Annotated in this window: 23 protein-coding genes; 8 read left to right on the top strand and 15 right to left on the bottom strand. The window is 67.3% G+C overall.

The window, feature by feature from the left end; all coding sequences use genetic code 11:
- The first annotated feature begins 137 nt into the window (after window positions 1–137).
- Window positions 138–797 carry a response regulator transcription factor gene (locus tag AC1DT6_RS33930; RefSeq protein ID WP_441631028.1) on the top strand — a complete coding sequence of 220 codons (660 nt, stop codon included), beginning with the start codon at window positions 138–140 and terminating at the stop codon, window positions 795–797.
- On the opposite strand, the gene AC1DT6_RS33925 is transcribed toward AC1DT6_RS33930, so the two are convergent.
- The 10 genes from AC1DT6_RS33925 to AC1DT6_RS33880 form a co-directional block, all read right to left on the bottom strand.
- Window positions 764–2806 (bottom strand): sensor histidine kinase, encoded by a 2043-nt coding sequence (locus AC1DT6_RS33925; RefSeq protein WP_477115320.1) that lies wholly within the window; start codon window positions 2804–2806, stop codon window positions 764–766. The genes AC1DT6_RS33930 and AC1DT6_RS33925 overlap by 34 nt on opposite strands.
- A gap of 137 nt (window positions 2807–2943) precedes the next feature.
- Complete coding sequence (kdpE, locus tag AC1DT6_RS33920; protein ID WP_441631024.1) at window positions 2944–3639, bottom strand: two-component system response regulator KdpE; 696 nt, start codon at window positions 3637–3639, stop codon at window positions 2944–2946.
- A gap of 1 nt (window position 3640) precedes the next feature.
- Complete coding sequence (locus AC1DT6_RS33915; RefSeq protein ID WP_477115319.1) at window positions 3641–6544, bottom strand: DUF4118 domain-containing protein; 2904 nt, start codon at window positions 6542–6544, stop codon at window positions 3641–3643.
- 159 nt (window positions 6545–6703) lie between these two features.
- A complete protein-coding gene (gene kdpC / locus AC1DT6_RS33910) occupies window positions 6704–7321 on the bottom strand; it encodes a potassium-transporting ATPase subunit KdpC (protein ID WP_441631020.1) in 618 nt (205 codons plus the stop codon).
- Between the two features lie 36 nt (window positions 7322–7357).
- Window positions 7358–9580, bottom strand: a complete 2223-nt coding sequence (gene kdpB, locus AC1DT6_RS33905) for a potassium-transporting ATPase subunit KdpB (RefSeq protein ID WP_477115318.1) — start codon at window positions 9578–9580, stop codon at window positions 7358–7360.
- 129 nt (window positions 9581–9709) lie between these two features.
- On the bottom strand, window positions 9710–11530 hold the full coding sequence (kdpA, locus tag AC1DT6_RS33900) for a potassium-transporting ATPase subunit KdpA (protein WP_441631016.1): 1821 nt from the start codon (window positions 11528–11530) through the stop codon (window positions 9710–9712).
- Window positions 11530–11619 (bottom strand): K(+)-transporting ATPase subunit F, encoded by a 90-nt coding sequence (kdpF, locus tag AC1DT6_RS33895; RefSeq protein ID WP_477115317.1) that lies wholly within the window; start codon window positions 11617–11619, stop codon window positions 11530–11532. The genes kdpA and kdpF overlap by 1 nt, the downstream gene beginning before the upstream one ends.
- A complete protein-coding gene (locus AC1DT6_RS33890) occupies window positions 11619–11786 on the bottom strand; it encodes a hypothetical protein (RefSeq protein WP_200876704.1) in 168 nt (55 codons plus the stop codon). The genes kdpF and AC1DT6_RS33890 overlap by 1 nt, the downstream gene beginning before the upstream one ends.
- A 263-nt stretch (window positions 11787–12049) precedes the next feature.
- Entirely contained in the window at window positions 12050–14143 is a 2094-nt protein-coding gene (locus AC1DT6_RS33885) for a hypothetical protein (protein WP_477103968.1), read from the bottom strand.
- Window positions 14144–14444: 301 nt separating this feature from the next.
- Window positions 14445–15416, bottom strand: coding sequence for a magnesium and cobalt transport protein CorA (locus AC1DT6_RS33880; protein WP_441631012.1), 972 nt, complete (start codon window positions 15414–15416; stop codon window positions 14445–14447).
- A 219-nt stretch (window positions 15417–15635) separates the two neighbouring features.
- Here AC1DT6_RS33880 and minC point away from each other — a divergent pair, with 219 nt between their 5' ends.
- The 4 genes from minC (at window position 15636) to AC1DT6_RS33860 (ending at window position 19024) form a co-directional block, all read left to right on the top strand.
- A complete protein-coding gene (gene minC / locus AC1DT6_RS33875; protein WP_441631010.1) occupies window positions 15636–16454 on the top strand; it encodes a septum site-determining protein MinC in 819 nt (272 codons plus the stop codon).
- Between the two features lie 62 nt (window positions 16455–16516).
- Entirely contained in the window at window positions 16517–17332 is an 816-nt protein-coding gene (gene minD / locus AC1DT6_RS33870; protein ID WP_477115316.1) for a septum site-determining protein MinD, read from the top strand.
- Between the two features lie 15 nt (window positions 17333–17347).
- On the top strand, window positions 17348–17602 hold the full coding sequence (gene minE, locus AC1DT6_RS33865) for a cell division topological specificity factor MinE (RefSeq protein ID WP_006164360.1): 255 nt from the start codon (window positions 17348–17350) through the stop codon (window positions 17600–17602).
- Window positions 17603–17941: 339 nt separating this feature from the next.
- Window positions 17942–19024, top strand: a complete 1083-nt coding sequence (locus tag AC1DT6_RS33860) for a porin (protein ID WP_441631006.1) — start codon at window positions 17942–17944, stop codon at window positions 19022–19024.
- An 81-nt stretch (window positions 19025–19105) separates the two neighbouring features.
- On the opposite strand, the gene AC1DT6_RS33855 is transcribed toward AC1DT6_RS33860, so the two are convergent.
- Both AC1DT6_RS33855 and AC1DT6_RS33850 read right to left on the bottom strand, forming a co-directional pair.
- Window positions 19106–19957: a histidine kinase gene (locus AC1DT6_RS33855; RefSeq protein WP_477115315.1), complete on the bottom strand. Its 852-nt coding sequence runs from the start codon at window positions 19955–19957 to the stop codon at window positions 19106–19108.
- Window positions 19954–20652 (bottom strand): response regulator transcription factor, encoded by a 699-nt coding sequence (locus AC1DT6_RS33850; RefSeq protein WP_441631002.1) that lies wholly within the window; start codon window positions 20650–20652, stop codon window positions 19954–19956. Before AC1DT6_RS33850 ends, AC1DT6_RS33855 begins: the two co-directional genes overlap by 4 nt.
- 297 nt (window positions 20653–20949) lie before the next feature.
- On the opposite strand from AC1DT6_RS33850, the gene AC1DT6_RS33845 reads away from it, so the two are divergent.
- Window positions 20950–21726 (top strand): response regulator transcription factor, encoded by a 777-nt coding sequence (locus AC1DT6_RS33845; protein ID WP_477115314.1) that lies wholly within the window; start codon window positions 20950–20952, stop codon window positions 21724–21726.
- On the opposite strand, the gene AC1DT6_RS33840 is transcribed toward AC1DT6_RS33845, so the two are convergent.
- The 3 genes from AC1DT6_RS33840 to AC1DT6_RS33830 form a co-directional block, all read right to left on the bottom strand.
- The gene (locus tag AC1DT6_RS33840; protein WP_441630998.1) at window positions 21713–22702 is read right to left on the bottom strand and encodes a Bug family tripartite tricarboxylate transporter substrate binding protein; all 990 of its coding nucleotides are present in this window, start codon (window positions 22700–22702) and stop codon (window positions 21713–21715) included. The genes AC1DT6_RS33845 and AC1DT6_RS33840 overlap by 14 nt on opposite strands.
- A gap of 101 nt (window positions 22703–22803) precedes the next feature.
- A complete protein-coding gene (locus tag AC1DT6_RS33835) occupies window positions 22804–23127 on the bottom strand; it encodes a hypothetical protein (protein ID WP_441630996.1) in 324 nt (107 codons plus the stop codon).
- Between the two features lie 24 nt (window positions 23128–23151).
- Window positions 23152–24135 carry an EamA family transporter gene (locus AC1DT6_RS33830; protein WP_441630994.1) on the bottom strand — a complete coding sequence of 328 codons (984 nt, stop codon included), beginning with the start codon at window positions 24133–24135 and terminating at the stop codon, window positions 23152–23154.
- Window positions 24136–24257: 122 nt separating this feature from the next.
- On the opposite strand from AC1DT6_RS33830, the gene AC1DT6_RS33825 reads away from it, so the two are divergent.
- Together AC1DT6_RS33825 and AC1DT6_RS33820 are read left to right on the top strand one after the other, a co-directional pair.
- A complete protein-coding gene (locus tag AC1DT6_RS33825; RefSeq protein ID WP_441630992.1) occupies window positions 24258–24863 on the top strand; it encodes a MarR family winged helix-turn-helix transcriptional regulator in 606 nt (201 codons plus the stop codon).
- A 103-nt stretch (window positions 24864–24966) separates the two neighbouring features.
- Window positions 24967–26280 (top strand): M20/M25/M40 family metallo-hydrolase, encoded by a 1314-nt coding sequence (locus AC1DT6_RS33820; protein WP_477115313.1) that lies wholly within the window; start codon window positions 24967–24969, stop codon window positions 26278–26280.
- Window positions 26281–26407: the final 127 nt, after the last annotated feature.

The raw sequence follows: 26407 nt of genomic DNA, 5'->3' as shown, positions 1-26407 counted from the left end.
CAGCGGGGGCAGGGTCGATTAGGCAGAGATGCAGCCCAGGGGTTAAGATTCCACCCATTCTTACCGTAATATCGCAGGAGCAGGCTGAAACCTGCCCTGGCCACGATCATTTAAGGTAACCGCTGCAAGGTATTGGGATGGGCAATGTCATCTTGCTCGAGGATGAGATCGAGCTACGCGAGGAACTGGCGGCTTTCCTGCAAAAGCGCGGCTGGATGGTAAGCCAGGCAGGCAGCCTGGCGGAATTCCTGCCGCTGGCCGCGCAGGCGGAAATTGCCGTCATCGATGTCATGCTGCCCGACGGAACCGGTTTTGATGCGGCAAGCCGGCTAAGACAGGAACGGCCCGGCTGCGGCATCGTCATGCTCACGGCCCGCGGCGAATCGCAGGACAAGATCCACGGCCTGAACGGCGGGGCGGACCACTATCTGGTCAAGCCCGTCAAACTGCTGGAATTCGACGCCATCCTTCGCGCCCTGAGCCGCCGGGTGATTGCCAACTGGCGGCTCGACCGCCAGGCCTGCACGCTGGTCGCGCCGGCCGGAGACCGCCTGGCCGTCTCCTCCAATGAGAGCAAATTGCTCGAGATGCTGGCACGCAACCCGGCCCAGCCCGTCAATCGCCGCCAGATCGCCGAAGGCTTCGGCTTCGACTGGCTGAGCTACGACGAACGCCGGCTGGAAACCATGGTCAGCCGTCTCCGGCAGCGCTGGCGGAGCGAATCGGGAACCGAGTTGCCGCTCAGGACCGCCCACCGGAAAGGCTACACGTTCACCGCGCCCATCTCGCTGGCCTGATTGCCGGCCTGCAGGCCCGGCTGCGCCGACGGCAGGAAAATCCTCGCGCGACAGCCCTGCCCCGGCATGCTTTCCAAAGCCAATGTGCCGCCCTGCATTTCCACCATGCGCCGGGCCAGCGACAAGCCTAGCCCGGTCCCGGGCTTCTGCCCGGCATTCTGGCCGCGATAAAAGCGATCGAATATGCGCGGCAGGTCCGCCGGATCGATGCCCGGCCCGTTGTCCCGCACCTCCAGCTCCACGCCTGCGGCCACCAACCTGCCGCCCAGGACCACCCGGCTGCCCACGGGTGTGTACTTCACCGCATTGTCGGCCAGCGTGCGCAACGCCAGCCGCAACAGGCTGGCATCGCACAGGAAGGCCTCCGGCAAGCGGCTCCCGTCAACCTCCAGCTGGTGCCCCTCCGAAAGCAAACGGGCTGCCGCCGCGGCATCCTCCAGCAAGTCCGGCAGACTGGTGCGCGAAGGCCGGGAGCCATGCCGCAGCAGCTCGAAGCCATCCTCATGCAACGAGTCATTCAGCAGCATGGTCAGGCGCTGCGTGGCACGCAGGATCTTCTGGTACCGGGCCGAGGTCCGCGGATCATCGTGGGCATCGTCCAGGTCCAGGTTCTGGGCCGTCGCATCGATCACGGCCAGCGGCGTGCGCAGTTCATGCGACACCGTGGACAGGAACTGCCGCTGCTCTTCCTGCGCCCGGCGCTCCAGCGACAGGGACGCCTCCACCTGCGCCATGGCATCTCTGAGCGCCTGCGTGCGCAGGGCAACCTTGAGTTCCAGATCGCGCTCGGCCTGATGGGCCACGCGCAAGGCTTCGGCCTGCGCGGCTTCTTTTTCGGCCCGCATATCCGTGTATCGCCAGCTGATGGCCGAATTCATGATAAGCAGGAAAGCCACCATGCCCAGGTAGTTGGCGTTGTCGACGAACGAGCCGGGATCGATCCAGCCGACATTGCGCGCCAGGCGCAACACCGTGCCGCCCAGCAGGAGAACCAGGACAAACACCAGCACCCGCGCGGCCTTCTGGCCGCGCCAGGCCATCACCGTGGCAACGATCAGCTGTATCACCATGATGGCGATACCCCACAGCAGGGCCAGTGGACGTATCCACCAGACATTGCCCAGGAGCAGCCAGGATGCCGAAACCAGGGCCACACCCCAGGTCAGCAGGGAGAAGCCGACCGCCCAACGCCGCCAGGGCGCCTCGAACAGGCCGTGATAGTGCGCCGTGAACATGACGCCAAGTGGCGTCACGGAAAACCAGCTCAGCACGTAAAGGGTTTCGCTCGCAAGCGGCCATTCGCGCAGCAGATACTGATAGGTGAAACCTTCGGCGCCCAGCGAAATAAACAGATTGGCCAGCACGGTAAGACTGAACAGCCCGAAGGAAATATTGCGGGTCACCCAATAGAACCAGACGCTGGTGATCAGCAAGACCAGGTGCGCCGCGTAGAACAAGCCAAACAGAAGCAGTTCGGTGCCGATAAAGGAAATGAACGCTTCTGGCGACCACACCACCAGGGGAAAGCTCAGTGTGCTGGTACTGCGCACGCGCAGATACAGGGTGACCGGCTGGTCCGCCGGCAGGTCGAGCCGGAACACCGGGCTGCGGTAATTCACGTCACGCCCCGCGACCGGCTGCCTGTCGCCAGCCACCCGCTGCTCGTACCCGCCCCCACGCTGCGGCAGGAACAGGGTGACGTCGTCCAGCAGCGCCGAGCGCAACTGCAGCAGCCATATCGGTGCGGCTTGCGCCGGCCGCGTCAGGGTGATGCGCAGCCAGACGGTCCCCTTCACGTAACCAAGGGCGGGAGGCGAGTCCTGGGGCTGGAAGGCGGCCGCGGTCTCGGGCCGGGATAGCTGCGCCACGGTCAGCGCATCCTGCGGATCGCGCAGCAGTTCCCAATGCTGGCCAAGGGAGACCTCCCCCGACTGCGGCAAACGCACTTCCGCCCATGCCGCGGACTGGCCCACCCAGCACAAGAGAACAATCAGGAAGAGCCGAACCATTGCCCCCTCAGCTGGCGTTTGGCGGAAAGGGCATGACTATATCCCACCGCCGACCGGGCTTTTTCGCTTCCCCGGGCCATGTCAGCTTTTGTCAGTTTTTTTCAGTGATTTCAAACCTGTTGCGTACGGCCGCCCTGTCACCCCACGAACCGGTACCCCACCCCCACCTCCGTCATCAGATGCGAAGGCTGCGCGGGATCGGTTTCCAGCTTATGCCGCAGGTGCCCCATGTACACCCGCAAGTAATGGCTGCTCTCGGAATGCGCGGGCCCCCACACTTCACGCAGCAGCTCGCGATGCGTCATCACCTTGCCGCGATGCGCGATCAGTACGGCCAGCAGGCGGTATTCGATCGGCGTGAGATGCACGTCGTCGCCGGCGCGCGTGACTACCCGGTTGGCCAGGTCGATCCGCACTTCGCCAAAGGTAACCAGCGGCGTGCCTTGCGGATTGATCTTGGCATGCCGGCGCAGCAGCACGCGCACGCGCGCGATCAGCTCGCCCACGCCGAAGGGCTTGGTCAGGTAGTCGTCGGCGCCGGCATCGAGCGCGGCGATCTTGTCGGCTTCGCCGGTGCGCGCCGACAGCACCAGCACCGGCACTTCGGTCCAGGTGCGCATCTCGCGGATCAGCGTCATGCCGTCGCCGTCGGGCAGGCCCAGGTCGAGGATCACCACGTCGGGCTGGCGCGTGCCGGCATCGATCAGGCCGCGCTTGAGCGTCTCGGCCTCATGCACGGTGCAGCCCTCCGCCTGCAATGCCTCGCGCACGAAACGCCGGATATGCGGCTCGTCTTCGACCAGCAATACCGTGGGCGAAAATTCAAACGTCATTTCAGTTGGATTCCTTGTTTGCTGCTTCGTGCGCGAGCTCGGGCGGCTCCGGCTCGATCGCCGGCGGATTGCCGCGCGGCAGCGCCACCACGAATCGCGCGCCGGTACCCTGCGTGCCACCGGCACGCGCCACGCCGGCGCTTTCCACCCAGATGCGCCCGCCGTGCGCCTGCACGATGGCTTCGCAAACGGCGAGCCCCAGGCCCACGCCGGCGGTGGCCGACTCGCGCTCGCCGCGCGTGAATTTCTGGAAGATCGACAGCTCCTGTCCGCGCGGCACGCCGGGGCCGTCGTCCTCCACCACGAGCCGCACCTCCGCGTCAGCCACCTCGCCGGCGATGCGGATGCCGGTGCCCGGCGGCGTGTACTTGGCGGCATTCTCCAGCAGGTTGCACAGCACCCGCTCCATCAGCACCGCGTCGCACTCCACCAGCGGCAACGCCGACAGATCGGCCACCGACACGCGGTGCCGCGAGAGCGCGTCGCGCATGCCGGCCAGCGCCGCGCCCACCAGCTCTTCAAGCGATTGCCACTCCTTCTGCATGCGTACATCGCGGCTTTGCAGGCGCGCCATGTCGAGCAGGTTGACCACCATGGTACGCATGCGCAGGGCCTGCTCGCGCATCGCGTCCACGGTTTCGGACAGCGGCGGAGGCAGCGGCGGTTCGGTGCGCTGCATGGTTTCGGCCATGCCGATCAGGCTGGTCAGCGGCGTGCGCAGATCGTGCGAGACGGCGGCCAGCAGCGAGCTGCGCAGCCGCTCCGACTCCATCGACACCAGCGCCTGCTGCGCCACCTCCACATAGTGCAGGCGCTCGATGGCGATCGCGATCAGCGTGGCGAACACATCGATCTGCCGGCGCCGCTCGGGCCGCGCGAAGGCGCGCCACTCCTGCGGCTCCACCGCCAGCACGCCGCGCGTCTGCATCGGCGCCTTGAGCGGCAGGTAGAGCACGGTGCTGCCCGGCAGCGTGTGGGTGCCGGTGCCTGCGGGCTGGCCATGATCGAATACCCATTGCGCCAGCACCGGGTCGATGGCGTCGCTGCCGCGCTGCGCCGGATCGATTACCGGCGGCATCAGCCGCCCCTTGGGCGACACCAGGAAGAACGCCGAACGCGCCCCCAGCGCGGCGTGCAGGAAGCGGCCGCTGATCTCGATGATCTGCTCTGGCATCAGCGCGGCGGACAACTCGCGCGCCAGCTCGTAGAGGGTGCGGGCATCGGTCTCGCGCTCAACCGAAACCTGGGCCTGCTCACGCAGCCCGGCTGTCAGCTGGCCGATCACCAGGCCCACCGCCAGCATCACCACGAACGTCACCAGGTACTGCACGTCGCTGACCGCGAAGGACATGCGCGGCGGCACGAAGAAGAAATCGAAAGCCGCCACCGATAGCACCGAGGCCAGCGCGGCAGGGCCGCGGCCGTGGCGCAGCGCCACGCCGACCACCGCCGCGAGGAACAACATCGCGATATTGACCAGGTCGAACCAAGGCCGCGTCAGCGCCGACAACAAGCTGGCGCCGCCGCACCACGCAACCGCCCACAGGTAGTCGATGCGGCGCGCCACCGCGCTGCTGTCGTCATTGCGCGCCGGATCCTCGCGCACGTCGGCGCGCCCGGACACCGGTTGCGCACGGCCGCGCGTGTCGGCGCCCATGGCATCGGCGGCGACACGGATCACATCGATCTCCGGGCAGCCGAGCGCCAGCGAATCGGCAAAGCTATGGCGCCCGAACAGCCAGGCGCGCGCGCCCAGGAACGGCGACAGGCCCAGTGCCAGCAGCTCCCTTGCGCGCGCCAGCGGGCTGCCGCCACTATGGTGCCAGGTTCCTGGCGCACGTCCGACCACTACCTTGGTGAGATTGTGGCGCCGCACATAGCCCGCCACCGCCTGCACGATATCGCTGCCGGCCAGGGTCTCGGTGCGGGCGCCGAGCTCTTCGGCCAGCCGCATCGCCTCCTCGATGTTCGCGCGCTCCTGTTCGGCGAACCGCGCCAGCCGCGGCGTGGCCACCGTCACCACATGCCAGTCGCAATCGAGCTGCCCGGCCAGCCGGCGCGCGCTCTTGACCACCTGCGCCGCATCGTCGCCGGTGCCGATGCAGGCCAGCACCGCTTCGCGCGTGCGCCACACCGGGCGGATCGATTCGGCGTGCCGGTAGGCGCGCACATCGTCGTCGACGCGGTCGGCGGTGCGGCGCAGCGCCAGTTCGCGCAGCGCGATCAGGTTGCCCTTGCGGAAGAAGTTGCTGGCCGCGGTCCGGGCCTGTTCCGGCAGGTAGACCTTGCCGTCGCGCAGCCGCCGCAGCAGTTCGTCGGCGGGCAGGTCCACCAGGATGACTTCGTCGGCGTCGTCGAACACCGTGTCGGGCACGGTCTCCCACACGCGGATGCCGGTGATGCCGCCCACCGCCTCGTTGAGGCTGTCCAGATGCTGGACATTGACGGTGGTCCAGACATCGATGCCGGCCGACAGCAGTTCCTCGATGTCCTGCCAGCGCTTGGGGTGACGGCTGCCGGGCGCGTTGGAATGCGCCAGCTCGTCGACCAGGATCAGCGCCGGGCGCCGGGCCAGGGCGCCGTCCAGGTCGAACTCCTGCAGCACGTGGTCGTCGAGCTTGTGATGCGGCATGGCCTTCATCGGCAGCCGCTCCAGCCCCACGATCAGCACCTCGGTCTCGGCGCGACCGTGGGTTTCCACCACGCCGATCACCACGTCGCTGCCTTGCTCGCGCAGCGCCCGCGCGGCGGTCAGCATGGCGAAGGTCTTGCCGACGCCGGCGGAAGCGCCGAAATACACACGCAGCTTGCCGCGTGCGGCGCGCTCGCCCTCCTCCTGCATGCGTTGCAGCAAGGCATCGGGATCGGGCCGGCCGGGGGCGTCGCGCGTGGCGGTGTCAGGCATGGTGGGGGTCATTGCCCGGGAGAGGGATGGATACAAACGATTGTGCCACGCCTGGTGCGCAAGAACCGTTTGCCATGCCGACGGCTGTCACTCGCTCTCCCCTCCTGGAGAGGGGCGCAAACCAGCGGGCATTGCCAGCGCGCCAATGGCCCCCCAACCTCACCGCTTCTCGCCATCCAGCGCGAGATTCAGCTTCAGCACATTCACCACCGGATCGCCCATCACCGCCAGCAGCGGCCCGTCCGTGTTCGCCGCAATCAGCGCCTGCACGCGCTCCAGGGGCAGGCCGCGCAGCCGGGCCACGCGTGGCGCCTGATACTGCGCCGCGGCCGGGCTGATGTGCGGATCGAGCCCGCTGCCTGAAGCGGTCACCAGATCCACCGGTACCGGCGCCTGGTTGCCGGGATCGGCCTCGCGCAGCGCTTCGATGCGGCCGCGCGCCGCATCGGTCAGCGCAGGATTGCTCGGGCCGAGGTTGGAGCCGGCGGATGCAGCCGCGTTATACGGCATGGGCGCGGTAGCCGACAAGCGGCCCCAGAAGTACCTGGGGTCAGAGAACGGCTGGCCGATCAGTTCCGAACCAACGGCCTTGCCGTCCTTGACGATCAGCGAGCCTGCCGCCTCATGCGGAAACACCGCACTCGAAATGCCGGTGATCACGCCGGGATACAACAGCCCGGTGACGGCCGACAGCACGACAAACACCGTCAGCAAGGGCCGCAGCAGGCCACCCTGGATGGGCGCAACAGGCTGCGCGGTCTGGACTTTCGTATTCATTGATTGCTCCGTTAACATGCCACGCGTTCGACGCGCTCAGACCCAGCCGAACAGCGCCAGGATCATGTCGATCACCTTGATGCCGACGAACGGAACCAGGATGCCGCCCAGCCCATACACCAGCAGGTTGCGCCGCAGCAGCACGGCGGCGCCGAGCGGGCGGTACACCACGCCGCGCAAGGCCAGCGGAATCAGCACCACGATGATCAGCGCGTTGAAGATCACCGCCGACAAGATGGCCGAGGCCGGCGTCGACAAACCCATCACGTTGAGCTGGTTGAGCTGCGGATACGTGGTGGCGAAGGCGGCCGGGATAATGGCGAAATACTTCGCCACGTCGTTGGCCACGCTGAAGGTGGTCAGCGAGCCGCGCGTCATCAGCATCTGCTTGCCGATCTCGACGATCTCGATCAGCTTGGTCGGATTGCTGTCGAGGTCGACCATATTGCCGGCTTCCTTGGCCGCCTGCGTGCCGCTGTTCATCGCCACGGCCACATCGGCCTGCGCCAGCGCGGGGGCGTCGTTGGTGCCGTCGCCGGTCATCGCCACCAGGCGGCCTTCGGCCTGGTAGTCGCGGATCAGCTTGAGCTTGGCTTCGGGCGTGGCTTCGGCAAGGAAGTCATCGACGCCGGCCTCGGCGGCGATCGACGCCGCGGTCAGGCGGTTGTCGCCGGTGATCATCACGGTCTTGATGCCCATCTTGCGCAGCTCGCCGAAGCGCTCGCGGATGCCGGCCTTGACGATGTCCTTGAGCTCGACCACGCCGAGCACGCGCACGTTCTCGCCATCGGCGCTGGATTCCGCCACCACCAGCGGCGTGCTGCCGGCGCGCGCCACATCATCCACGGCCTGCATCACCGCGTCGGGGAACTTGCCGGCGCGCTCGGTCACATACTTGCGCACGGCATCGGCGGCGCCCTTGCGCACGCTGCGGCCACCGGCATCCACGCCGCTCATGCGGGTCTGCGCGGTGAACGGCACGAAGATCGGGCGCAGCGCGCTGATATCGGGCGTAGCCGCGCCGACCTGCTGGCGCGCCAGCGTCACGATGCTGCGGCCTTCCGGCGTTTCGTCGGCCAGCGACGACAGCCAGGCGGCTTCGGCCAGTTGCTGCGCCGACACGCCGGGCGCGGCGATAAAGCGCGAGGCCTGGCGGTTGCCGTGCGTGATGGTGCCGGTCTTGTCGAGCAGCAGCACGTCCACGTCGCCCGCGGCTTCCACCGCGCGGCCCGAGGTGGCGATCACATTGGCTTCCATCATGCGGCTCATGCCCGCCACGCCGATGGCCGACAGCAGGCCACCGATGGTGGTCGGGATCAGGCACACCAACAGCGCGATCAGCACGGTGATGGTGACCGGCATGCCGGCCTTGGCCACGAGTACGCTGAACACCGAGAACGGCTGCAGCGTGGCGGTGGCCAGCAGCAGCACGATGGTCAGCCCGACCAGCAGGATGGTCAGCGCCAGTTCGTTGGGCGTCTTCTGGCGCTTGGCGCCTTCGACCATGGTGATCATGCGGTCGATAAAGCTCTCGCCCGGATTGGTGGTGATGCGCACCACGATCCAGTCGGACAGCACGCGCGTGCCGCCCGTGACTGAAGAGAAATCTCCGCCCGACTCGCGGATCACCGGCGCCGATTCGCCGGTGATGGCGCTCTCGTCCACCGAGGCCACGCCTTCGATCACATCGCCGTCGCCAGGCACCATGTCGCCGGCCTCGACCAGCACCACGTCGCCACGGCGCAGCGCGGCGGCGCCGCGCGGCTCCGTGGCGCCGGCGGCGCGGTAGTCGCGCCGGCCTTCCTTGATCAGCTTGGCGGTGACCGTGGTCTTGAGCCCGCGCAGCGCCTCGGCCTGCTGCTTGCTGCGCCCTTCGGCCAGCGCTTCGGCAAAGTTGGCGAACAGCACGGTGAACCACAGCCACACCGATACCGCAAGGATGAAGCCGGCGCTCTCGCCGCCCGCCGTAGCTGGCGCGAACAAGGCACGGAAAAACAGGATAGTGGTCAGGATGCTGCCCGCGTAGACCACGAACATCACCGGGTTGCGCAACTGGTCGCGCGGCGAGAGCTTCTTCACCGAGTCGAGCAGGGCCGGCTTGACCAGCTCGGGCGCGAACATGCCGCCGCGCGCCGGACGATGATGGCCGCCGCCCTTGCCGGATCCGTGGGCCGGCGTGGCCACGCTGGTCGCCGGCGTCGTGTTTGCCGGTGCCGCGCCGGCAGTCTTGCCGCGCGTCACCATGGATTCTTGTTGCATGCGTTTCTCCGCAATACGCTGATACGCTTTTCTTGAGGGCCGGCGCCGCCTGCGCGGACGGCAGCCCTCATTGCTTGCTGGTTTGCTGCCTCGCCATGCCGCGCGGGTCGCCGCGCGGCAGGCGCTCCGTCACTTGCCCGCCGCCGTCACCGCGGGGGGCTGCAATTGCTCCGCCACCGGACCCAGCGCGAGCGCCGGGATATAGGTCAGCGCGCCCACCATCAGCACCGAGCCAACCAGCAGCACCACAAACAGGGGACCGTGCGTGGGCATGGTGCCGCCGGTGACCGGAAGCCGGCGCTTGGCCGCCAGCGAACCCGCCATGGCGAGAATCGGCACGATGATCCAGAAGCGCCCGAACCACATCGCCGCGGCCAGCGCCACGTTGTAGAAGGGCGTGTTGGCCGATAAGCCGCCAAAGGCGCTGCCGTTGTTGTTGGCGGCCGACGAGAACGCATAGAGGATTTCCGAGAAGCCGTGCGTGCCAGGGTTGAACACACCGGCGCGGCCCGGCTCCACCATCACCGCCACCGCCGTGCCCAGGAGCACCAGCAAGGGCGTGACGAGGATCGCCACGGCAGTCATCTTCATCTCGTAGGTCTCGATCTTCTTGCCCAGGTACTCCGGCGTGCGGCCGATCATCAATCCTGCGATGAACACCGCCAGCACCGCGTACACCAGCATGCCGTACAGGCCCGAGCCGACGCCGCCGAACACCACCTCGCCAAGCTGCATCAGCAGCATCGGCACCAGGCCGCCGATGGCGGTGAAGGAGTCATGCATGGCGTTGACCGCGCCGCACGATGCCGCCGTGGTGATGGTGGCGAACAACGCGGTGGCGGCAATGCCGAAGCGCGTTTCCTTGCCTTCCATATTGCCGCCGGCCTGCAACGCGCTGGCCGCGTGGTCGATCGGCAATCCCGCCAGCGCGGCGTTGGCCATCTGCTCGGAGAGCGCCGCCACGCACGCCATGACGATAAAGATCACCGCCATCGAGGCCAGGATCGCAACGCCCTGGCGGCGGTCCTTGACCATCTCGCCGAAGGTGAAGCACAAGGCCGCCGGAATCAGGAAGATGGCCAGCATCTGGATCAGGTTGGCGAGCTCCGTCGGGTTCTCGTAGGGATGGGCCGAGTTGGCGTTGAAGAAGCCGCCGCCATTGGTGCCGAGCATCTTGATGGCTTCCTGCGAAGCCACCGGCCCCATTGCCAGCGTCTGCTTGTCGGTCTTCATGGCCTCCGTCACGGGCGCGCCCTTGGCGTCGAGCACGGGCTGGCCAGCTGCGTCCACCTTGGGCTGGCTGTACTCGACCGGCGTCACCAGCGTGACTTCCTTATAGCTGTCGAAATTCTGGATCACGCCCTGGCTGACCAGCGCCAGCGCGATGGCGGCGGAGATCGGCACCAGCACGTAGAGCGTGCAGCGCGTCATGTCCACCCAGAAGTTGCCGATGGTGGTTGCACTCTGCCGCGCGAAGCCGCGGATCAGCGCGAATACCACGGCGATGCCGGTGGCCGCCGAGAAGAAGTTCTGCACCGTGAGCGCCAGCATCTGCGTCAGGTAGCTCATGGTGGATTCGCCCGCATAGCCCTGCCAGTTCGTGTTGGAGACGAAGCTGACGGCTGTGTTGAAGGCGGAGTCCGGCGTGACGGCGCCAAAGCCTTGCGGGTTGAGCGGCAGCCAGACCTGCACGCGCTGCAGCACGTAGACGGCCACCACGCCCAGCATATTGAAGGCGATGACCGCGACGGCGTACTGCTTCCAGCCCATCTCGGCATTGGCGCGCACGCCGGCCACGCGGTACAGCACGCGCTCCAGCGGTCGGCCCCAGGCTGTGGCGAGGTAGCGCTCGTCCTCCATCGCGCGGCGGATATAGCGCCCCACGAAGGGCGCGAGCGCCAGCAGGATAGCCAGGTAGAGGACCAGAAGTCCCAGGAATTCGGTTGACATCAGAATTTCTCCGGCCGGAACAGGGCGATCAGGAGGTAGATAAAAACAGCGACGGCGAGCACGCCGCCCAGCAGGTCAGCCCAGCCCATCACAGCCTCCTGTCGGTGGCGCTGTCCTTGCGGCGCACTTCGGCACCCTCCGCGCCCGGCCCCTCGGCCGCGCCGGGCGGTTTGCTTCCCAGCGCGGCGCATAAGGCCAGCAGTGCGCCAGTCAGCGCACCGAACAGCAACAAACCAATGAAATAGATCCCGTCCATGGCAACACACCGTGAGTGATTCACAGATGGCAGATTAGGGATGGCGCGGTAAAAACGGGGTAGAGAGGGGAGGCGGGGGTGTAAAGAAGATATAAAGATCGCGTAAAGACGGCGCGCAAGTGCGCTGCAGCCTCCTCCGCGGCCGTGGCGCGGCGTGCCGGGGCGAAAAAAAGGCCCCGCAGGCCTTTTGACCTTGCGGGGCTATGCAGGACGCCGAAGCCGGCTGTGGCGCCGGCCGCGTCAGGAGCGCCTGATTCCTGGAATCAGTTGTAGGTGTAGACCACCGACTTGTTGCTGTTGTCCAGCATCCGGTACCCGAACAGCAGGCCGCGCGTGGTATTGGCCGAGAAGGCCGGCACCGCCGCATTGACCACGATCGAGGTCGCGCCCTTGGGCGCTGGCATGGATGTGCTCCAGGTGCCGTTGCTGTCGACCGAGACGGCAACGCTGCCGATCTGCTGGGCGGAGACATTCTGCACCCAGTCCGCCGTCAGCGACGTCTGCGCGCCAGCCAGGCTGGCGTTGGACGGGTCCAGCGCGGCCAGCGACTGACTGCCCAGCGTGTTCCACGGCAGGTTCACCCCTTGGGTGGCCGGCACGAGGTCGCTCAGCAGGGTCTTGTTGTAGCTGTAGGTCGGCGTGGTGTTGGTGCCATGGAACAGCTCGATGCGGTACTTCGCACCCTTGACCACCTTGGAGGCATCGGCGTTGTCCGCTGCTTGCGCCCACGCCAGGCCGGCGGGATTGCCCGCCAGCGTGCTGGCCGCGCTGCCGCTGAGGCCCGCAGTCCGCGAGAACCAGAAGTTCGGGCAGTTGTACGACGGCGAGGGCGGGCTGAACTCGTTGCCGCACTGGGCGGTGACGGGCACCGTACCGGTCTTGTTGCTCACGTCCATGTAGGTCTGGCCTACTTCGGCCGGGACCGGCGCAATATAGACAATGCCATTGCTCGGCAAGCCGGGCCCGGTCACGCGCGCATAGCTCAGGGGGGCGTTGTTGACGACGCTGCCCGGGCCCGTGGCGTTGATCATGAACTGTATGCCGCTCTGGAAGTGGCTGTAGTTATTGTTGTTCTTGCTGAAGCCGGGGTTGAGCTGTTCGACACGCCGGATCTGGAGCTTGACGGTCACATCGACAGGCTGCTGGTTGCCGACCAGCCACCAGTTCGACGGATGCGCGCTGGTCGCGCCGTTGGCGATATTGCGTGCCGTCGTGATGATGTTGCCGGGGTTGCCGCCGGCGTCCAGGTACCGGATGTTGAAGATGGCTTCGTCACGCCCCGAGGCCGTCGACGCGGCGGGATAGAACGCCATGATTTCCGGCACGCTGAACTGTGCGCCCGTCATGGTATCGCTGGTCAGGATGCCGTAGAGCAATTGCCCGAAGTAGAAGCCGTTTTGCAGGAAATCGATACCGGCTGCGTTGCTGCTGTCGGCAGCGATGTTCTGGCATGCGGACGCCACCCCGTCGACCTCCGGGCCGCCCTGCGACGCGCTCAGGTTGGCATTGGAGGACGTCACGCGCTGCGCGACGGGCAGCGCGAAGCAGGCCGAGAGCCCCTTGGCCACGGCCTGTGCGGCCTGCGGCAGGGCCGCGACGGCGGCGGGCGGCGCGGCGAGCGTGCCGCCGGTGCTGGTGGCGGTAGCAATGGCTATGGGCGTCGGGTTGTCGACGGTGGTCAGCGCCAGCTTGCCGGTGGCCGGGTCCGTGACCACCTTGACGATGTCGAGCACCTGGTCGGCGGTATTGCCCACGCCAGCCGCCGTGGCAGCGGTAATGGCGGTCGAGAACGGATCGTAGCTGGCGGGCGCGCCGATGGCGGCGAGCACGCTGGCGAGCTGCGCGACCACATTGGCGGTGACCTTTTGCAAGGCGGCGGCGTCCACCGTCTTGCCACTGACGACAGTCAGCGGATTGCCGTCGGCGGCGAGTTGCGCCACGATGGCCGTGGTCAACGGCGTGGCGTTGAGCGTCAGCTTGGCGCCGGCGGCCGGCGTGACGGTGCTCACACTGACCAGCGGGGCGGTGTTGCCGGTGGGGTCCGTGACGACCACGAAGAACGGCGCCACCACGCCCGTCTTCAGGGTGCAGGTGTAGGTGCCCAGCGCGCTGGTGGTGACCGCGGCTTCCTGGCAGGGCGAGGCGCCCGCGCTGTCGGTAATGGCCACCTTGGCGTTGGCGAGGGCGGCGCCGGTGGCGGCCGTGCCAGTCACCGCGGACGCGGCCACGGCCACGACCGGCTTGTCGCTGGTGGAACCGCTGCTGGCGCTATCGCTGCTTCCGCCGCCGCAGGCGGCCAGCGCCAGCAGCGCCGCGCCGCTCAGCGCGACCCCGAATGTCTGAAATTGAAGCTTCATTGGATTTCTCCCCCTGAGAATGGATGCTGCACTTCTTGTGTTCTAGTGACCTTGTTTGCCGCGCCATGGCGCGTCCGGTGGCGCGACCCACGCCAACCCGGCCCACGCACGGGCGCGGACCGGGGGCCAGACTATCCAGCGCGCCGGAAGGAGGGAATCCCATAAACATGGCATGGCGTGCCGCCAAAGCATCGGGACGCGGGAGGGGGAAGGGAGGAAGGCGGTGTGACCGGAGTCGCGGCGGCCCCCGTGGGCTGCCGGCCGGCGTGGTGCCGGCGGCCGGGCGGCCGCGCCACGCGCCTCAGATCCAGCCCGACTTGTGCAGCTTGCGCCAGAGGCCGCCGCAGGCCAGCACCGTCACACCGACCACCACCGGATACGCATAGTGGAACTGCAGCTCAGGCATGAAGCTGAAGTTCATGCCGTACAGGCTGAACACCACCGTGGGAATGGCCAGGATGGCGCCCCAGCCGGCAAGGCGCTTGACCACCTCGTTCTGGCCCACGGTGACCAGCGCCAGATTCACCTGCACCGCGGTGGTCAGCATCTCGCGCACCACGTCGAGGGTGCGCACCAGGCGGCTGGCATGGTCCGCGATATCGCGGAAGTACGCGCGCAGTTCCTTGGGCACCAGCTCCTCGTGCAAGCGGATCAGTTGCCCGCAGATTTCCTCGATCGGGTAAACCGCATTGCGCAGGCGCAGCACCTGGCGCTTGATGTGGTACAGGCGTTCGATCGCGGCGCGGTCGAACTCGTCGCGGAAAATGCCTTCCTCAAGCCGCTCGAAGGCGTCCTCGAGCCGGGTGACGATGGGCATGTAGTGATCGACCACGAAATCCATCAGTGCGTAGAGCACATAGCCCGGGCCGTTGGCCAGCGCGCGCGGATCGCTCTCGCAGCGCTCGCGCACCGGCGCGTAGCTGCTGCTCACGCCGTGGCGGACCGATATCACATAGTTGGGACCGACGAACAGGTGGGTCTCGCCCACCACCACTTCCTCGTCCACCAGCTGGGCGGTGTTGAGCACGATGAAGATGGAGTCGCCGTAGGTTTCCAGCTTGGGCCGCTGGTGCGCGTCCAGGGCATCCTCCACCGCCAGGTCGTGCAGGCCGAACTCCTGCTGCACCTTGCGCAGCAGCGCCAGGTCCGGTTCGTGCAGTCCCAGCCACACAAAGGTGCCGGGCACGGCGAGTGACTCGCTGATTTCGTCCACGGCCACGTCGCCCACCCGCTTGCCGCCCCGGTAGGCCACACTATTGACGATCGCGCCCATGAGCACTCCGTTGTTCAGATGGCGCAATCGTAACAAGAGCGACGGCGGAACGGCGCGCCGGTGTGCCGCCGCCTGCGCGCGGCGCCGAAGACAATGCATCCGCCCGGGAAAACGGGCCATCAACGCGCCGCATCCGGCACTGGCCTGCCTGCATCGGTCATTTGTTACAGTTCTGCACCCAGACGAAGTTAGAATGTCCCATTTCCACGGTCACCGACTATGTCCCAGAAGAAATCGCCACGCTTCGAGCTGCGCAGTGGCAATGTCGACGCCCTCCTACTCGCTCTCAAGACCGCTGACATCGCAGCGCTGCGGGACGATCTTCTGTCCCGCTTCGAATCGACCCCCGATTTCTTCTCCAATGATGTGGTCGCCCTGGACCTGCGCCGCCTGGAAGGCGACGACAGGGTCGCACTGGACACCGTGATCGAAACCCTGGCCCTGCTCAAGGCCCGCGCCATCGGCGTGGTTGCGCGCGAGGCGCAGCGCGGCTGGGCCGAGTCGTTCGGCCTGCCCCTGCTGGACAGCCAGAGCCGGCGCGGCGGACGCGACGAAGCGCCGCAGGCCGTAGCGGCACCGGCCGGGATCGAAGCCCAGGCCGAGGCACAGGCCGAAGCGAAGGCGCATGCCGAAGCCAAAGCCGCGGCAGCGGAGGTGGAAGCCGCGGCCGCCGCCGCGCTGGCCGAAGCCGCTTCGCGCGGCATGGCCACCATGTTGATCGACAAGCCGCTGCGCTCCGGCCAGCAGATCTACGCCGCCGGCGACGTCGTGATACTCGACCTGGTCAGCTACGGCGCCGAGGTGATCGCCGAAGGCAATATCCATATTTATGCCCCGCTGCGCGGCCGCGCGCTGGCGGGCGTCAAGGGCAACGCGCAGGCGCGCATCTTCTGCACCTGCCTGGAGCCCGAACTGCTGTCGATCGCCGGCATCTACCGCACCGCCGAACTGCCGTTGCCCGCCGATGTGCTGGGCAAATCGGCCCAGGTGCGGCTGGCCGGCGAGAAACTGATACTAGAACCGCTCCGGATGAAGTAACACCCGCCGCAGAGCCCAAACCACAGCAGCGCAAGCTTCAACCATTACTGGATCCAAGAGCCATGGCAAAAATCATCGTTGTGACCTCCGGCAAGGGAGGCGTAGGCAAGACCACCACCAGCGCCAGCTTTTCCGCCGGCCTGGCCTTGCGTGGCCACAAGACTGCCGTGATCGACTTCGACGTCGGCCTGCGCAACCTCGACCTGATCATGGGTTGCGAGCGCCGCGTCGTGTATGACCTGGTCAACGTGGTGCAAGGCGAGGCCAACCTGAACCAGGCCCTCATCAAGGACAAGAAGTGCGAGAACCTGTTCATCCTGCCGGCCTCGCAGACCCGCRACAAGGACGCGCTGACCAAGGAAGGCGTGGAGAAGGTCATCAATGGCCTGGTCGAGATGGGCTTCGAGTACATCGTCTGCGACTCGCCGGCAGGCATTGAATCCGGCGCCTTGCTGGCGATGTATTTCGCCGACGAGGCACTGGTCGTGACCAACCCCGAGGTGTCCTCGGTGCGCGACTCGGACCGCATCCTCGGCATCCTCTCGTCCAAGACCAAGCGGGCCGTGGACGGTGGCGATCCGGTCAAGGAACACCTGCTGATCACCCGCTACAACCCCAAGCGCGTGCATGGCGGCGAAATGCTGTCGCTGACCGACATCCAGGAAATCCTGCGCATCAAGCTGATCGGCGTGGTGCCGGAATCCGAGGCGGTGCTGCACGCATCCAACCAGGGCACGCCCGCCATCCACCTGGAAGGCTCCGACGTAGCCGATGCCTATGGCGACGTGGTGGACCGCTTCCTGGGCAAGGACAAGCCGATGCGCTTCACCGACTACCAGAAGCCGGGGCTGCTTTCGCGCATCTTCGGCAACAAGTAAGGAGGGTCCACCATCATGTCGATTCTGTCCTTCCTGCTCGGCGAGAAGAAAAAGTCCGCCTCGGTTGCCAAGGAGCGGCTGCAGATCATCCTCGCCCATGAACGCACCGGCCATTCCGCGCCGGCCGACTATCTCCCCGCCCTGCAGCGTGAACTGGTCGCGGTGATTTCCAAGTACGTGAAGATCAGCGACCAGGATCTGCGCGTGAGCCTGGAGCGCCAGGACAACCTCGAGGTGCTCGAGGTCAAGATCGAGATCCCGCAGGGTTAAGCCGCGCCCCCTCGCCCGAAGTCCGGGCGGCGGGCCGTCATGCCGCAGCTCCCTGGCCATACCGTGGCCAGCCACACGCCTGCGCGCCACCGGTGCGCCCCACGACCGCGGGGAAAGCGAGATGACGCCGACGCCATCTCGCTATGCACCATTTAATGGTTCTGTCGCGGCGTCGCAACGCTTTTGCACCAATTGCCGGCAAAGGGCCCGTCAACAGTGTGCATTAGTGTCTAAATCTTTTCTGTTTTGTTAAATTTCCGCGAGCGTTTACACGAAACGTAAACCTCGTTCGCCGCCGTGATCCGGCCGCAGACAAATACAGAACAGAAAAGGAGCCACATGAAGAGATCAGCCCTCACCCTTGCCATTGGTACGCTGCTGGCCGGCAGCGCCTACGCTCAATCGTCGGTGACCCTGTACGGCATCGTCGACCAGAGCCTGCGCTACACCAACAACTCGAACGCCAACAACGACAGCCTGTACCAGTTGACCAACGGCGCGATCACCAACAGCCGCTGGGGCATCAAGGGCAGCGAAGCCCTGGGCAACAACCTGAAGGCAATCTTCCAGTTGGAAAACGGCTTCGATCCGGATACCGGCAGGGCAAACCAGGGTGGCCGTCTGTTCGGCCGTCAGGCATATGTGGGTCTGTCCGGCGACTTCGGTACCGTGAAGCTGGGCCGCCAGTACACCGAGGGCTTTACTTTCTTCGGCGACTTCGATCCGCTGACCATCGGTAACTACACCGCCAACGCCTGGCCGTTCTTCCTGACGAACTTCCGCAATGACAACGTAGTCAGCTACGACGGCAAGTTCGGCGGCCTGAACGTGGGCGGCAGCTATGGCTTCGGCGAAAAGGCCGGCTCCTTCACCTCGTCGCAATACTATGGCTTCCGCGCTGCATACACCGTTGGCCCGTTCGGCTTCGGTGGCGTATACCAACTCACCCGCGACACGGCTGGCAACAAGCAGCAAATGTGGGGCGCGGCAGGTAAGTACAGCATCGGCCCGGCAAAGATCTTCCTGGGCTACATCGGCGGCCTGGACCGCACCGGCAGCGTCGACGCCAGCCTGAACGGCGACGCACTGGCAGCCGGTACCGCCAATCCGGTCCCGACCGGCAACTTCGCGGCAAACCCGCGCAAGGACATGACCGGCTACCTGGGCCTGACCTACCAGGTCACCCCGGCGCTGGCCCTGACCGGCGTGTTCTACGGCGACCACGTCCAGAACACGAACGGCGTGTCCAACAACCAGGGCAACCGCTACACCGGCGTGCTGCTGGCCGAGTACTCGCTGTCCAAGCGCACCCAGGTCTACGGCACCGTGGACTACAACAAGCTGACTGGCGGCACGAAGACCGAACTGCCGGGCAAGAACAACCAGACCGGTGTGGCCGCAGGTATCCGCCACATTTTCTGATTGTCCTTTCAGGCTTGACCTCTGCTCGCGCGGGGGTGACGCCAAACGACAAAAAAGCACCTTCGGGTGCTTTTTTGTTTTTCATGACAGCACGGGCAGGCGCAGCTGCCAGGTGACCGGCCGGCCGGCATGGTCGTCCGCATCCGCGCTGCCGCCGATGTCGAGTGTGCCGCCATGGCGCAACAGCACGCGGCGGCAGAACTGCGTCGCAACCGGCTCCGCCGCCTGCGCGGACTCGGCTCCGGGCACGAAGGCGACGGACAAGCGGCAGATGCGTCCGTCGACTTGCTGGCGCACCAGCGGCCGCGTGTCCCCGGCGGCGTCCAGTGCCAGGGCCAGCAGCACGCGCAGGGCTTCGGACAGCATCGCCGTGTCACCCCGTATCCAGACCCTGGCCCCCGCCAGATGGAGTTCGGTGCCGGGCCTGGCCGCCTGCCACAGCGCGTCGGCGGCCTCGCGCAGCAGCGCGGTCAGGTCAAGCACCTCCATGCGATAACCGTGGACCAGCTCGCGCAACAGCCGCGCAATGCCGTCGGTGAGACGCAGCGAAGCCTGCGCATGGCCTGCCGCCTGCGCCGCGAACACATCGTGCGCAAGCGCCTCGGGTGCGAACAGTTGCAGCTCGGCCAGTGCCAGGATGGCACTCTGCGGCGCGCGCAAGTCGTGCGACAGGGCGCGCAGGCCGGTTTGCCAGGACGCCAGCGCCTCGCTGTCATACGCCGCCACATCGATGGCGCCGGCGCTGGCCGGCAGGAGGCGCATGACGGCGGCGCGTGCGTCGGCCTCCCGCTCCTCCCGCTCCTCCCGCTCCTCCCGCTCCTCCCGCTCCTCCCGCCCCGCCCCCATGTCGACAGCGAGACGCCCGATACGTTGCTCCGCCGCGCGCAGGCACGCCGCCAGCCGCGCAAGCCCGTTACCAAGCCACGCCCTCATCGCTCGCCTCCGGTCAGTTCGAGCCGGTAGCCGAGCGTGTAGACGGGCTGCAGCCGCAGCCCATGCTCGGGATGCAGGGCCAGCTTGCTGCGCACCCGCGATATATGCGTATCGATTGTGCGCGACAGCTGCGAAAGCTCGCGCCCCCACACGGCCGCCACGATATGGTCCCGCGACACGATGCGTCCTTCGTTGCGGAACAGCAGCACGGCCAGGTCGAATTCCTTGGGGGTCAGCCTGAGCGGCCGGGCCCGGTGGGCCACCGTGCGCGCGGCGCAGTCGATGACATAGTCGGCCAGCTTGACGTGCTCGCCGCCCGCGGCCGGGTCCGGGTAGGCGCGCCGCAGCAGGGACTGCGTGCGCGCCAGCAGCTCGCCGCGCCGCACCGGCTTGAGCATGTAGTCGTCGGCGCCCGCGGCGAGGCCTTCGATGACGTCTTCCTCGGCATTGCGGCAGGTCAGGAACATCACGGGCACGCGCCGGTCCAGGTTGGTGCGCACCCACATCAGCACCTCCTTGCCGGAAAGATCCGGCATCTGCCAGTCGAGCAGCAGCAGGTCGAAGTTTTCTTCGCGCAGGTGCAGCAGCAGTTCGCGGCTGCGCCTGAAGGTCATGCAGACATGCCCGGCCTCGCCGAGTATCTGCCGGATCAGGGCCGCCTCGGCCGGTTCGTCTTCGAGAGAAGCGATCTTCATTCCCATGCTTGGTTGGCCGGTACGGCTTGGTGGCCCGCCGGTCTCGCTGTGATTGGCGCCGCTGGCGCCAGTGGGGCCCGACGCTGCGGGGCTATCCGCTATTAAAAACCGCGCGAAGACGCTTTCGGATGGGAATTTTCTCAAATTTCGCTAGCGATGCCTTTTTGCTTTCCGCTGCGCGCGGCACAAAGCTAAGATGCTCTAGCAGTGCCGCGCCATCCCGGCGCCGCCATGCGCAGCGCGGCGACCAGACCCGGGAGGCAGGCGCGCCGAAGCCCGCGCGCGAGGAGAGACTTCATGCGAATCGCTGTACTGGAGGACAACCCGGCCCGTGCCATGCTGCTGGAGCAGGCACTCAGCCTCAGCGGCCACGACTCGGTGCGCTTTCGCGAAGGCGGCGCGCTGATGCAGGCCCTGCGCAACGAGCCTTACGAGCTGCTGCTAATGGCCTGGGAGATTCCCGGCATCCCGGCACCGGACATATTGCAGTGGATACGCCGCACCCTCGGCGACGAACTGCCGGTCATGCTGCTGAGCCAGAGCGGCGACGACGACCACATCGCCCAGTGCTTCGCGCATGGCGCGGATGCCTTCCAGGCTGCCCCGATCCGCCACGCCGAACTGGCTGCGCGGGTGGAGGCGCTGCTGCGGCGCATGGTGCCGGTGGCGCAGGCCTGCGGCGAACTCACGCTTGGTGCCTACCGCTTTGTCCTCGGCGAGCGGCGCGCCTATGTCAACGACCACCCGGTCAAGCTGGCGCCCAAGGAGTACGAACTGGCCGTGCTGCTGTTCCGACATGCCGGCCAGTTGCTGCTGCGCCAGACCATCGAGGAAGAAATCTGGCAGCGCGACGTGCCGCCGGCATCGCGCACGGTGGACAGCCATCTCTCGCGCGTGCGCACCAAGCTCGCGCTGGGTCCGCGCAACGGCGTGCTGCTGTCCTCGGTATACGCGAGCGGTTGCCGGCTCGATCTGCTCGACCAGCCGGACCGGCCATCAGGGCCCCCGCACGGCGCCGGCAACGGCGGCAGTTGCCGCCAGTGGCCAGCCAGCCGGCGGCTCAGTCCGCCTTGATGCCCGCGTCTTTCACGATGCGGGCGTTGTCGTCATACTCCGCGCGGATCGCCGCGGCGAACTGCGCGGCGGTGCCGCCGGTGGGCACCTCGCCACCCTTGAGCAGGCGCTCGCGCACCTCGGGCTCGGCCAGGGCCTTGTTCAGTTCGGCATTCAGCTTCGTGACGATGGCCGCCGGCGTGCGCGCCGGCGCGAAGATGCCGAAAGTGGAAGTCAGGTTGGCCTTGGGGTATCCCAGCTCGGCGAAGGTCGGCACATTGGGGAGCGACTCGATGCGCCTGGGCGCCCCCACCGCGAGCGCGCGCAGCCGTCCGGCCTGCATGTGCTGCGTCAGCATGGGACTGGCATTCGTGCTCATCACCTCGAACTGGCCGCCAAGCGCGTCGTTCATCTGTTGCCCGGCGCCTTTGTAGGGAATCAGCGTCAGGTCGGCCCCGGACTTCGCCTTGACCTGCTCCAGCATGACATGGCCGACCGTGCCCAGGCCCGACGTGGCCCAGCGCACCGAGCCGGGCCGGGCCTTGGCCTGTGCGAGCAGGTCCTGGAACGATTTGCCACCGAAGCTTGACGTGGCGATCACCAGCACCGGCGAGTACATCACGCTCATGACCGGCGCGATATCGCGCTGCGGATCGTAGTTGACGTGTCCGACGTGCGGGTTGAGCGTGAGCGGGCTGGTCGAGGAGAAGCCCAGCGTATAGCCGTCCGGCGCGGCCTTGGCCACGGCGTCCATGCCGATGCTGCCACCCGCGCCCGCCTTGTTTTCCACCACCACCGAGGCGCCGGTCTGGGCCGACAGGCGCTCGCCGAGCGCGCGCGCCACGGCATCGCTGATGCCGCCGGTCGGATAGGCGACGATCAGGCGGATCGGGCGCGCGGGATACGCGTCGGCGGCAGTGGCGGCGAGCGGGCTGGCCAGGGCGGCGGCAGCCACCGGCACAGCAGCCAGCAAGGGAATTCGGCGGGAAGCGGACATGAATGGGGGAACGGCGAAGACGACGGTTGGAGACGGGACCGGCCGCGCTGGCGCCGCTGGGCGGCCCGGGACGGGTGCCGGCCTCAATGCAGGAACGGGCGCTATTTTATCCGATCGGCCACGCCTCCCGGCGCCGCCGGGCCGCGGGGAGCCAGCGGACACTCAGGTACCCACGATACGAACAGTTCATTGGCACGGTCGTACAGCCGCCATACGGTGCCGCACTCGCGGCAAGTGAAGGTGAGCATGCTGAACGGCACGCCGGCCGCACTCTGGCTCACCAGCGGGGCGGTGTGCTTGAGCGCCAGGCGCGCATGCGGCTCACGCCGGCGGGAATCCGCCGCGAGCGCGAGGCAGTGGTCACAGGCAGGCCGGGCGGGCCGCGGCGCGTTGGGGGGAGGCACGGCAGACGTCATGCCCGCCATGATGCCGTAAAAACGGCGCGCCTTTCACCCCTGTCGGTGCGGCAACGGCAATCGCGCGCCATCGGCTGCCTGCGGCCCCTGCCCAGGCTGCACCGCAGCCACCGGCGCGCGCTGGCCCAGCCACACGCTTGCCAGCACTAGCAAAGCCCCCGCCATTTGTGCCGTGCTCAGGGTCTGGCCGAGCACCAGGAAACCCAGCACCGTGGCGCTCACCGGGCTCAGCAAGCCCAGCGCGGACACCGCCGCGGTCGGCAGGCGGCCGATGCCGCGAAACCAGAATGCGTAGCTGACGCCGGCGCCGGCCACGCACAGCCACGTGTAGCCAAGTACATTGGGCAGCGTCAGGCGCGCCGGCAGGGTTTCGAAGGCCAGCGCGAACGGCAGCAGGAACAGGGCGCCGGCGGTGAGCTGCCAGGCCGTGAGCACCAGCGGCGAGACCGGCGGGCGCCAGCGCTTGGCCAGCACCGTGCCCAAGGCCATCGATACCGCGCCGGCCGCGGCGGCGGCCACGCCCACGGCATCCAGCCGCGCGGCAGGCCCCAGCACCAGCAAAGCCACGCCGCCGATGCCCCCAAGGCCGGCCAGCCAGGCGGCAAGATGCGGCCGCGCGCCCAGCAGCAGCCAGGCCAGCAAGACCACCAGCAACGGCTGGATGGCCCCCACGGTGGCCGCGACCCCGCCCGGCAGGCGGTAAGCGGCAATAAACAGCATGGCCTGGAACAAGCCGATATTCAGCACGCCCAGCAACGCCGCCTTCCACCACCAACTGCCGCGCGGCAGTTGCCGGCCCCAGGCCAGCATCGCCAGCCCGGCGGGCAGCGCGCGGATCACGCCGGACAGCAGCGGCTGGCCCGGCGGCAGCCACTGGCTGGTGATCAGGTAGGTGCTGCCCCAGATCAGCGGGGCGGAGGCGGTCAGCAGGATATCCGCCGCGCGTACCTGCGCCTGCGGGACCGGAGCAACCTGCCGGGATGACAGCGGGAGGGCGGACTGGGCGTCGGGCTTCATGTCGTCATGCCTTTATTTTTCTTCATGAAAAGAATCTTGATATCAAGATTTAAAATCCACTTTACGAAGTGAAAGGCTTGATGTCAAGATTCTTGTCACTCAGTCAAATCGCAGCGTACATCATGGCCACCCGCGGCAAACCCAAGGCACACGGCGCAACGGCGCCCACCGACGAAGCCGGCGGCGGCGCGTCTCCCCAAGCCAGCCAGCCGGCCCAACCTGCCGAAGCGCAAGGCGATCGCGTCGACCGCATCCTGGCCCAGTGGGCGCGCGAGCGCCCGGACCTCGATGCCGCGCCGATGGGCATCATCGGCCGCGTCTGGCGCCTGGCGCGCCACACCGATCGCGCGGTGGAGGCGGCGTTGGCGCCGGCCGGCCTGAATAGCTGGGAGTTCGACGTGCTGGCCACGCTGCGCCGCTCGGGGCCGCCCTATGCGCTGTCGCCGGGTGCGCTGATCGATTCGCTGATGATTACCTCGGGCACCATGACCAACCGGCTCGACCATCTCGAACGCGCCGGGCTGGTGCGCCGCTGCCCCAATCCGGATGACCGGCGCGGGCTGCTGATCGAGCTGACGCAGCCCGGCCGCGACCGCGTCGACCACGCGCTGGAGGTGCACGTGGCCAATGAGCATCGCCTGCTGGAGCCGCTGACGGCCGCTGAGCGCAAGCAGCTGGCAGGACTGCTGCGGCGCTGGCTGCAGGGTTTCGAGCCGGCTGACGAATAACGCTGTCCCATACACCGGCGCGGCTTCGGGGCTCCCGGCCCCCGGCCTGTTACCCCTTCGACCGCGCCGATTACGCCCCCCACCGCATCCCGGAGACTATCGCATGCTTTTGAACCTTCGCCCGCGCGCCAGCGCCCTTTCCCGCCGCCCGTCACTGAAGGCCGCCGCCACGCTTGCCGCTTTGCTCTGCGCCGCCGCGGCGCAGGCGGCGCCGGTGGAGCCCGCCTACCAGCTCTCCCAGCAGGAAAAGCCCGCGCTCATCGCCACCCTCAAGGACCTGGTGTCGATTGAATCGGGCAGCAAGGACATCGAAGGGCTGGACCGCATCGCCGCGCTGATCCGCGACCGGCTGGCCGCCATGGGCGGCGACGCGAAGCTGATCGAGCCCACCGAGGTCTACCGCATGGAAGACACGCCCAGGCAGGTCGGCAAGATGGTGATGGCGCAGTTCAAGGGCACGGGCAAGCGCAACATCATGCTGATCGCCCATATGGACACGGTCTACCTGCGCGGCATGCTGGCGCAGCAGCCGTTCCGCATCGACGGCGAACGCGCCTACGGCCTGGGCATCGCCGACGACAAGAACGGCGTGGCGGTGATCCTGCACACGGTAGCCATCCTGCAGAAGATGGGCTTCAAGGACTACGGGACGCTGACCGTGCTGATCAACGGAGACGAGGAGATCAGCTCGCCCGGCGCGCGCGCCATGCTGAGCAAGATGGGCAGCCAGCAGGACGCGGTGTTCTCCTGCGAAGCCACGCGCGTGACCGGCGACCGCCTGTCGCTCGCCACCAGCGGCATCGGTGCGATCTCGCTGACCGTGCATGGCAAGGCCTCGCACGCGGGCAGCTCGCCCGAACAGGGCCGCAACGCGCTGTATGAACTCTCGCACCAGATCCTGCAGATGCGCGACCTGTCCAACCCGGACAGCGGGCTCAAGGTGAACTGGACGATCTCGTCGGCCGGCACCAACCGCAACGTGATCCCGGCTACCGCCACGGCACAGGCCGATGTGCGCGTGCTGCGCACCGCCGACTACGACAACCTGGAGCGCACGCTGCAGGAGCGCGTGAAGAAGCAGCTGATCCCGGACACCAGGGTGGAAGTGAAGTTCGAGCGCCGCCGCCCGCCGCTGGAAGCCACCGATGCCGCGCGCAAGCTCGCCGCGCACGCGCAAGGCGTATATGCCGAGATCGGCGAGAAGCTGGCCGTGTACGACACCGCCGAAGGCGGCGGCACCGATGCGGCCTTTGCCGCGGCCGCCACCAAGGCGCCGGTGATCGAGCGCTTCGGCCTGCGCGGCTTTGGCGCGCACTCCAACGACGCCGAGTATGTCGACCTCAACTCGGTCACGCCGCGCCTGTACCTGCTCACGCGCATGATCATGGACGTGTCGCAGGACAAGACTGGCCGCTGATCTGCTCGCGGCCGGCGGCAGGCATCCGGCAGGACACGCCTGATGCGCTGACATGGCAGCCCCACAGGTGCTCCGGGCACCGCGTGGGGTTGCTGCAATGTGGCGCACAAGCACCGCGAGGGTGCAT

The organism is Cupriavidus sp. 01L45, assembly GCF_056399885.1.
Note: the sequence above shows the minus strand (reverse complement) of the source record. Positions and strands in the feature narration are given on the sequence as shown.

What these genes read in the sequence shown, in the direction of transcription:
- AC1DT6_RS33930 (WP_441631028.1), top strand. Translation starts at nt 138, where the DNA reads ATGGGCAATGTCATCTTGCTCGAGGATGAGATCGAGCTACGCGAGGAA.
- AC1DT6_RS33925 (WP_477115320.1), bottom strand. Translation starts at nt 2,806, where the DNA reads ATGGTTCGGCTCTTCCTGATTGTTCTCTTGTGCTGGGTGGGCCAGTCC.
- kdpE (WP_441631024.1), bottom strand. Translation starts at nt 3,639, where the DNA reads ATGACGTTTGAATTTTCGCCCACGGTATTGCTGGTCGAAGACGAGCCG.
- AC1DT6_RS33915 (WP_477115319.1), bottom strand. Translation starts at nt 6,544, where the DNA reads ATGCCTGACACCGCCACGCGCGACGCCCCCGGCCGGCCCGATCCCGAT.
- kdpC (WP_441631020.1), bottom strand. Translation starts at nt 7,321, where the DNA reads ATGAATACGAAAGTCCAGACCGCGCAGCCTGTTGCGCCCATCCAGGGT.
- kdpB (WP_477115318.1), bottom strand. Translation starts at nt 9,580, where the DNA reads ATGCAACAAGAATCCATGGTGACGCGCGGCAAGACTGCCGGCGCGGCA.
- kdpA (WP_441631016.1), bottom strand. Translation starts at nt 11,530, where the DNA reads ATGTCAACCGAATTCCTGGGACTTCTGGTCCTCTACCTGGCTATCCTG.
- kdpF (WP_477115317.1), bottom strand. Translation starts at nt 11,619, where the DNA reads ATGGGCTGGGCTGACCTGCTGGGCGGCGTGCTCGCCGTCGCTGTTTTT.
- AC1DT6_RS33890 (WP_200876704.1), bottom strand. Translation starts at nt 11,786, where the DNA reads ATGGACGGGATCTATTTCATTGGTTTGTTGCTGTTCGGTGCGCTGACT.
- AC1DT6_RS33885 (WP_477103968.1), bottom strand. Translation starts at nt 14,143, where the DNA reads ATGAAGCTTCAATTTCAGACATTCGGGGTCGCGCTGAGCGGCGCGGCG.
- AC1DT6_RS33880 (WP_441631012.1), bottom strand. Translation starts at nt 15,416, where the DNA reads ATGGGCGCGATCGTCAATAGTGTGGCCTACCGGGGCGGCAAGCGGGTG.
- minC (WP_441631010.1), top strand. Translation starts at nt 15,636, where the DNA reads ATGTCCCAGAAGAAATCGCCACGCTTCGAGCTGCGCAGTGGCAATGTC.
- minE (WP_006164360.1), top strand. Translation starts at nt 17,348, where the DNA reads ATGTCGATTCTGTCCTTCCTGCTCGGCGAGAAGAAAAAGTCCGCCTCG.
- AC1DT6_RS33860 (WP_441631006.1), top strand. Translation starts at nt 17,942, where the DNA reads ATGAAGAGATCAGCCCTCACCCTTGCCATTGGTACGCTGCTGGCCGGC.
- AC1DT6_RS33855 (WP_477115315.1), bottom strand. Translation starts at nt 19,957, where the DNA reads ATGAGGGCGTGGCTTGGTAACGGGCTTGCGCGGCTGGCGGCGTGCCTG.
- AC1DT6_RS33850 (WP_441631002.1), bottom strand. Translation starts at nt 20,652, where the DNA reads ATGAAGATCGCTTCTCTCGAAGACGAACCGGCCGAGGCGGCCCTGATC.
- AC1DT6_RS33845 (WP_477115314.1), top strand. Translation starts at nt 20,950, where the DNA reads ATGCGAATCGCTGTACTGGAGGACAACCCGGCCCGTGCCATGCTGCTG.
- AC1DT6_RS33840 (WP_441630998.1), bottom strand. Translation starts at nt 22,702, where the DNA reads ATGTCCGCTTCCCGCCGAATTCCCTTGCTGGCTGCTGTGCCGGTGGCT.
- AC1DT6_RS33835 (WP_441630996.1), bottom strand. Translation starts at nt 23,127, where the DNA reads ATGGCGGGCATGACGTCTGCCGTGCCTCCCCCCAACGCGCCGCGGCCC.
- AC1DT6_RS33830 (WP_441630994.1), bottom strand. Translation starts at nt 24,135, where the DNA reads ATGAAGCCCGACGCCCAGTCCGCCCTCCCGCTGTCATCCCGGCAGGTT.
- AC1DT6_RS33825 (WP_441630992.1), top strand. Translation starts at nt 24,258, where the DNA reads ATGGCCACCCGCGGCAAACCCAAGGCACACGGCGCAACGGCGCCCACC.
- AC1DT6_RS33820 (WP_477115313.1), top strand. Translation starts at nt 24,967, where the DNA reads ATGCTTTTGAACCTTCGCCCGCGCGCCAGCGCCCTTTCCCGCCGCCCG.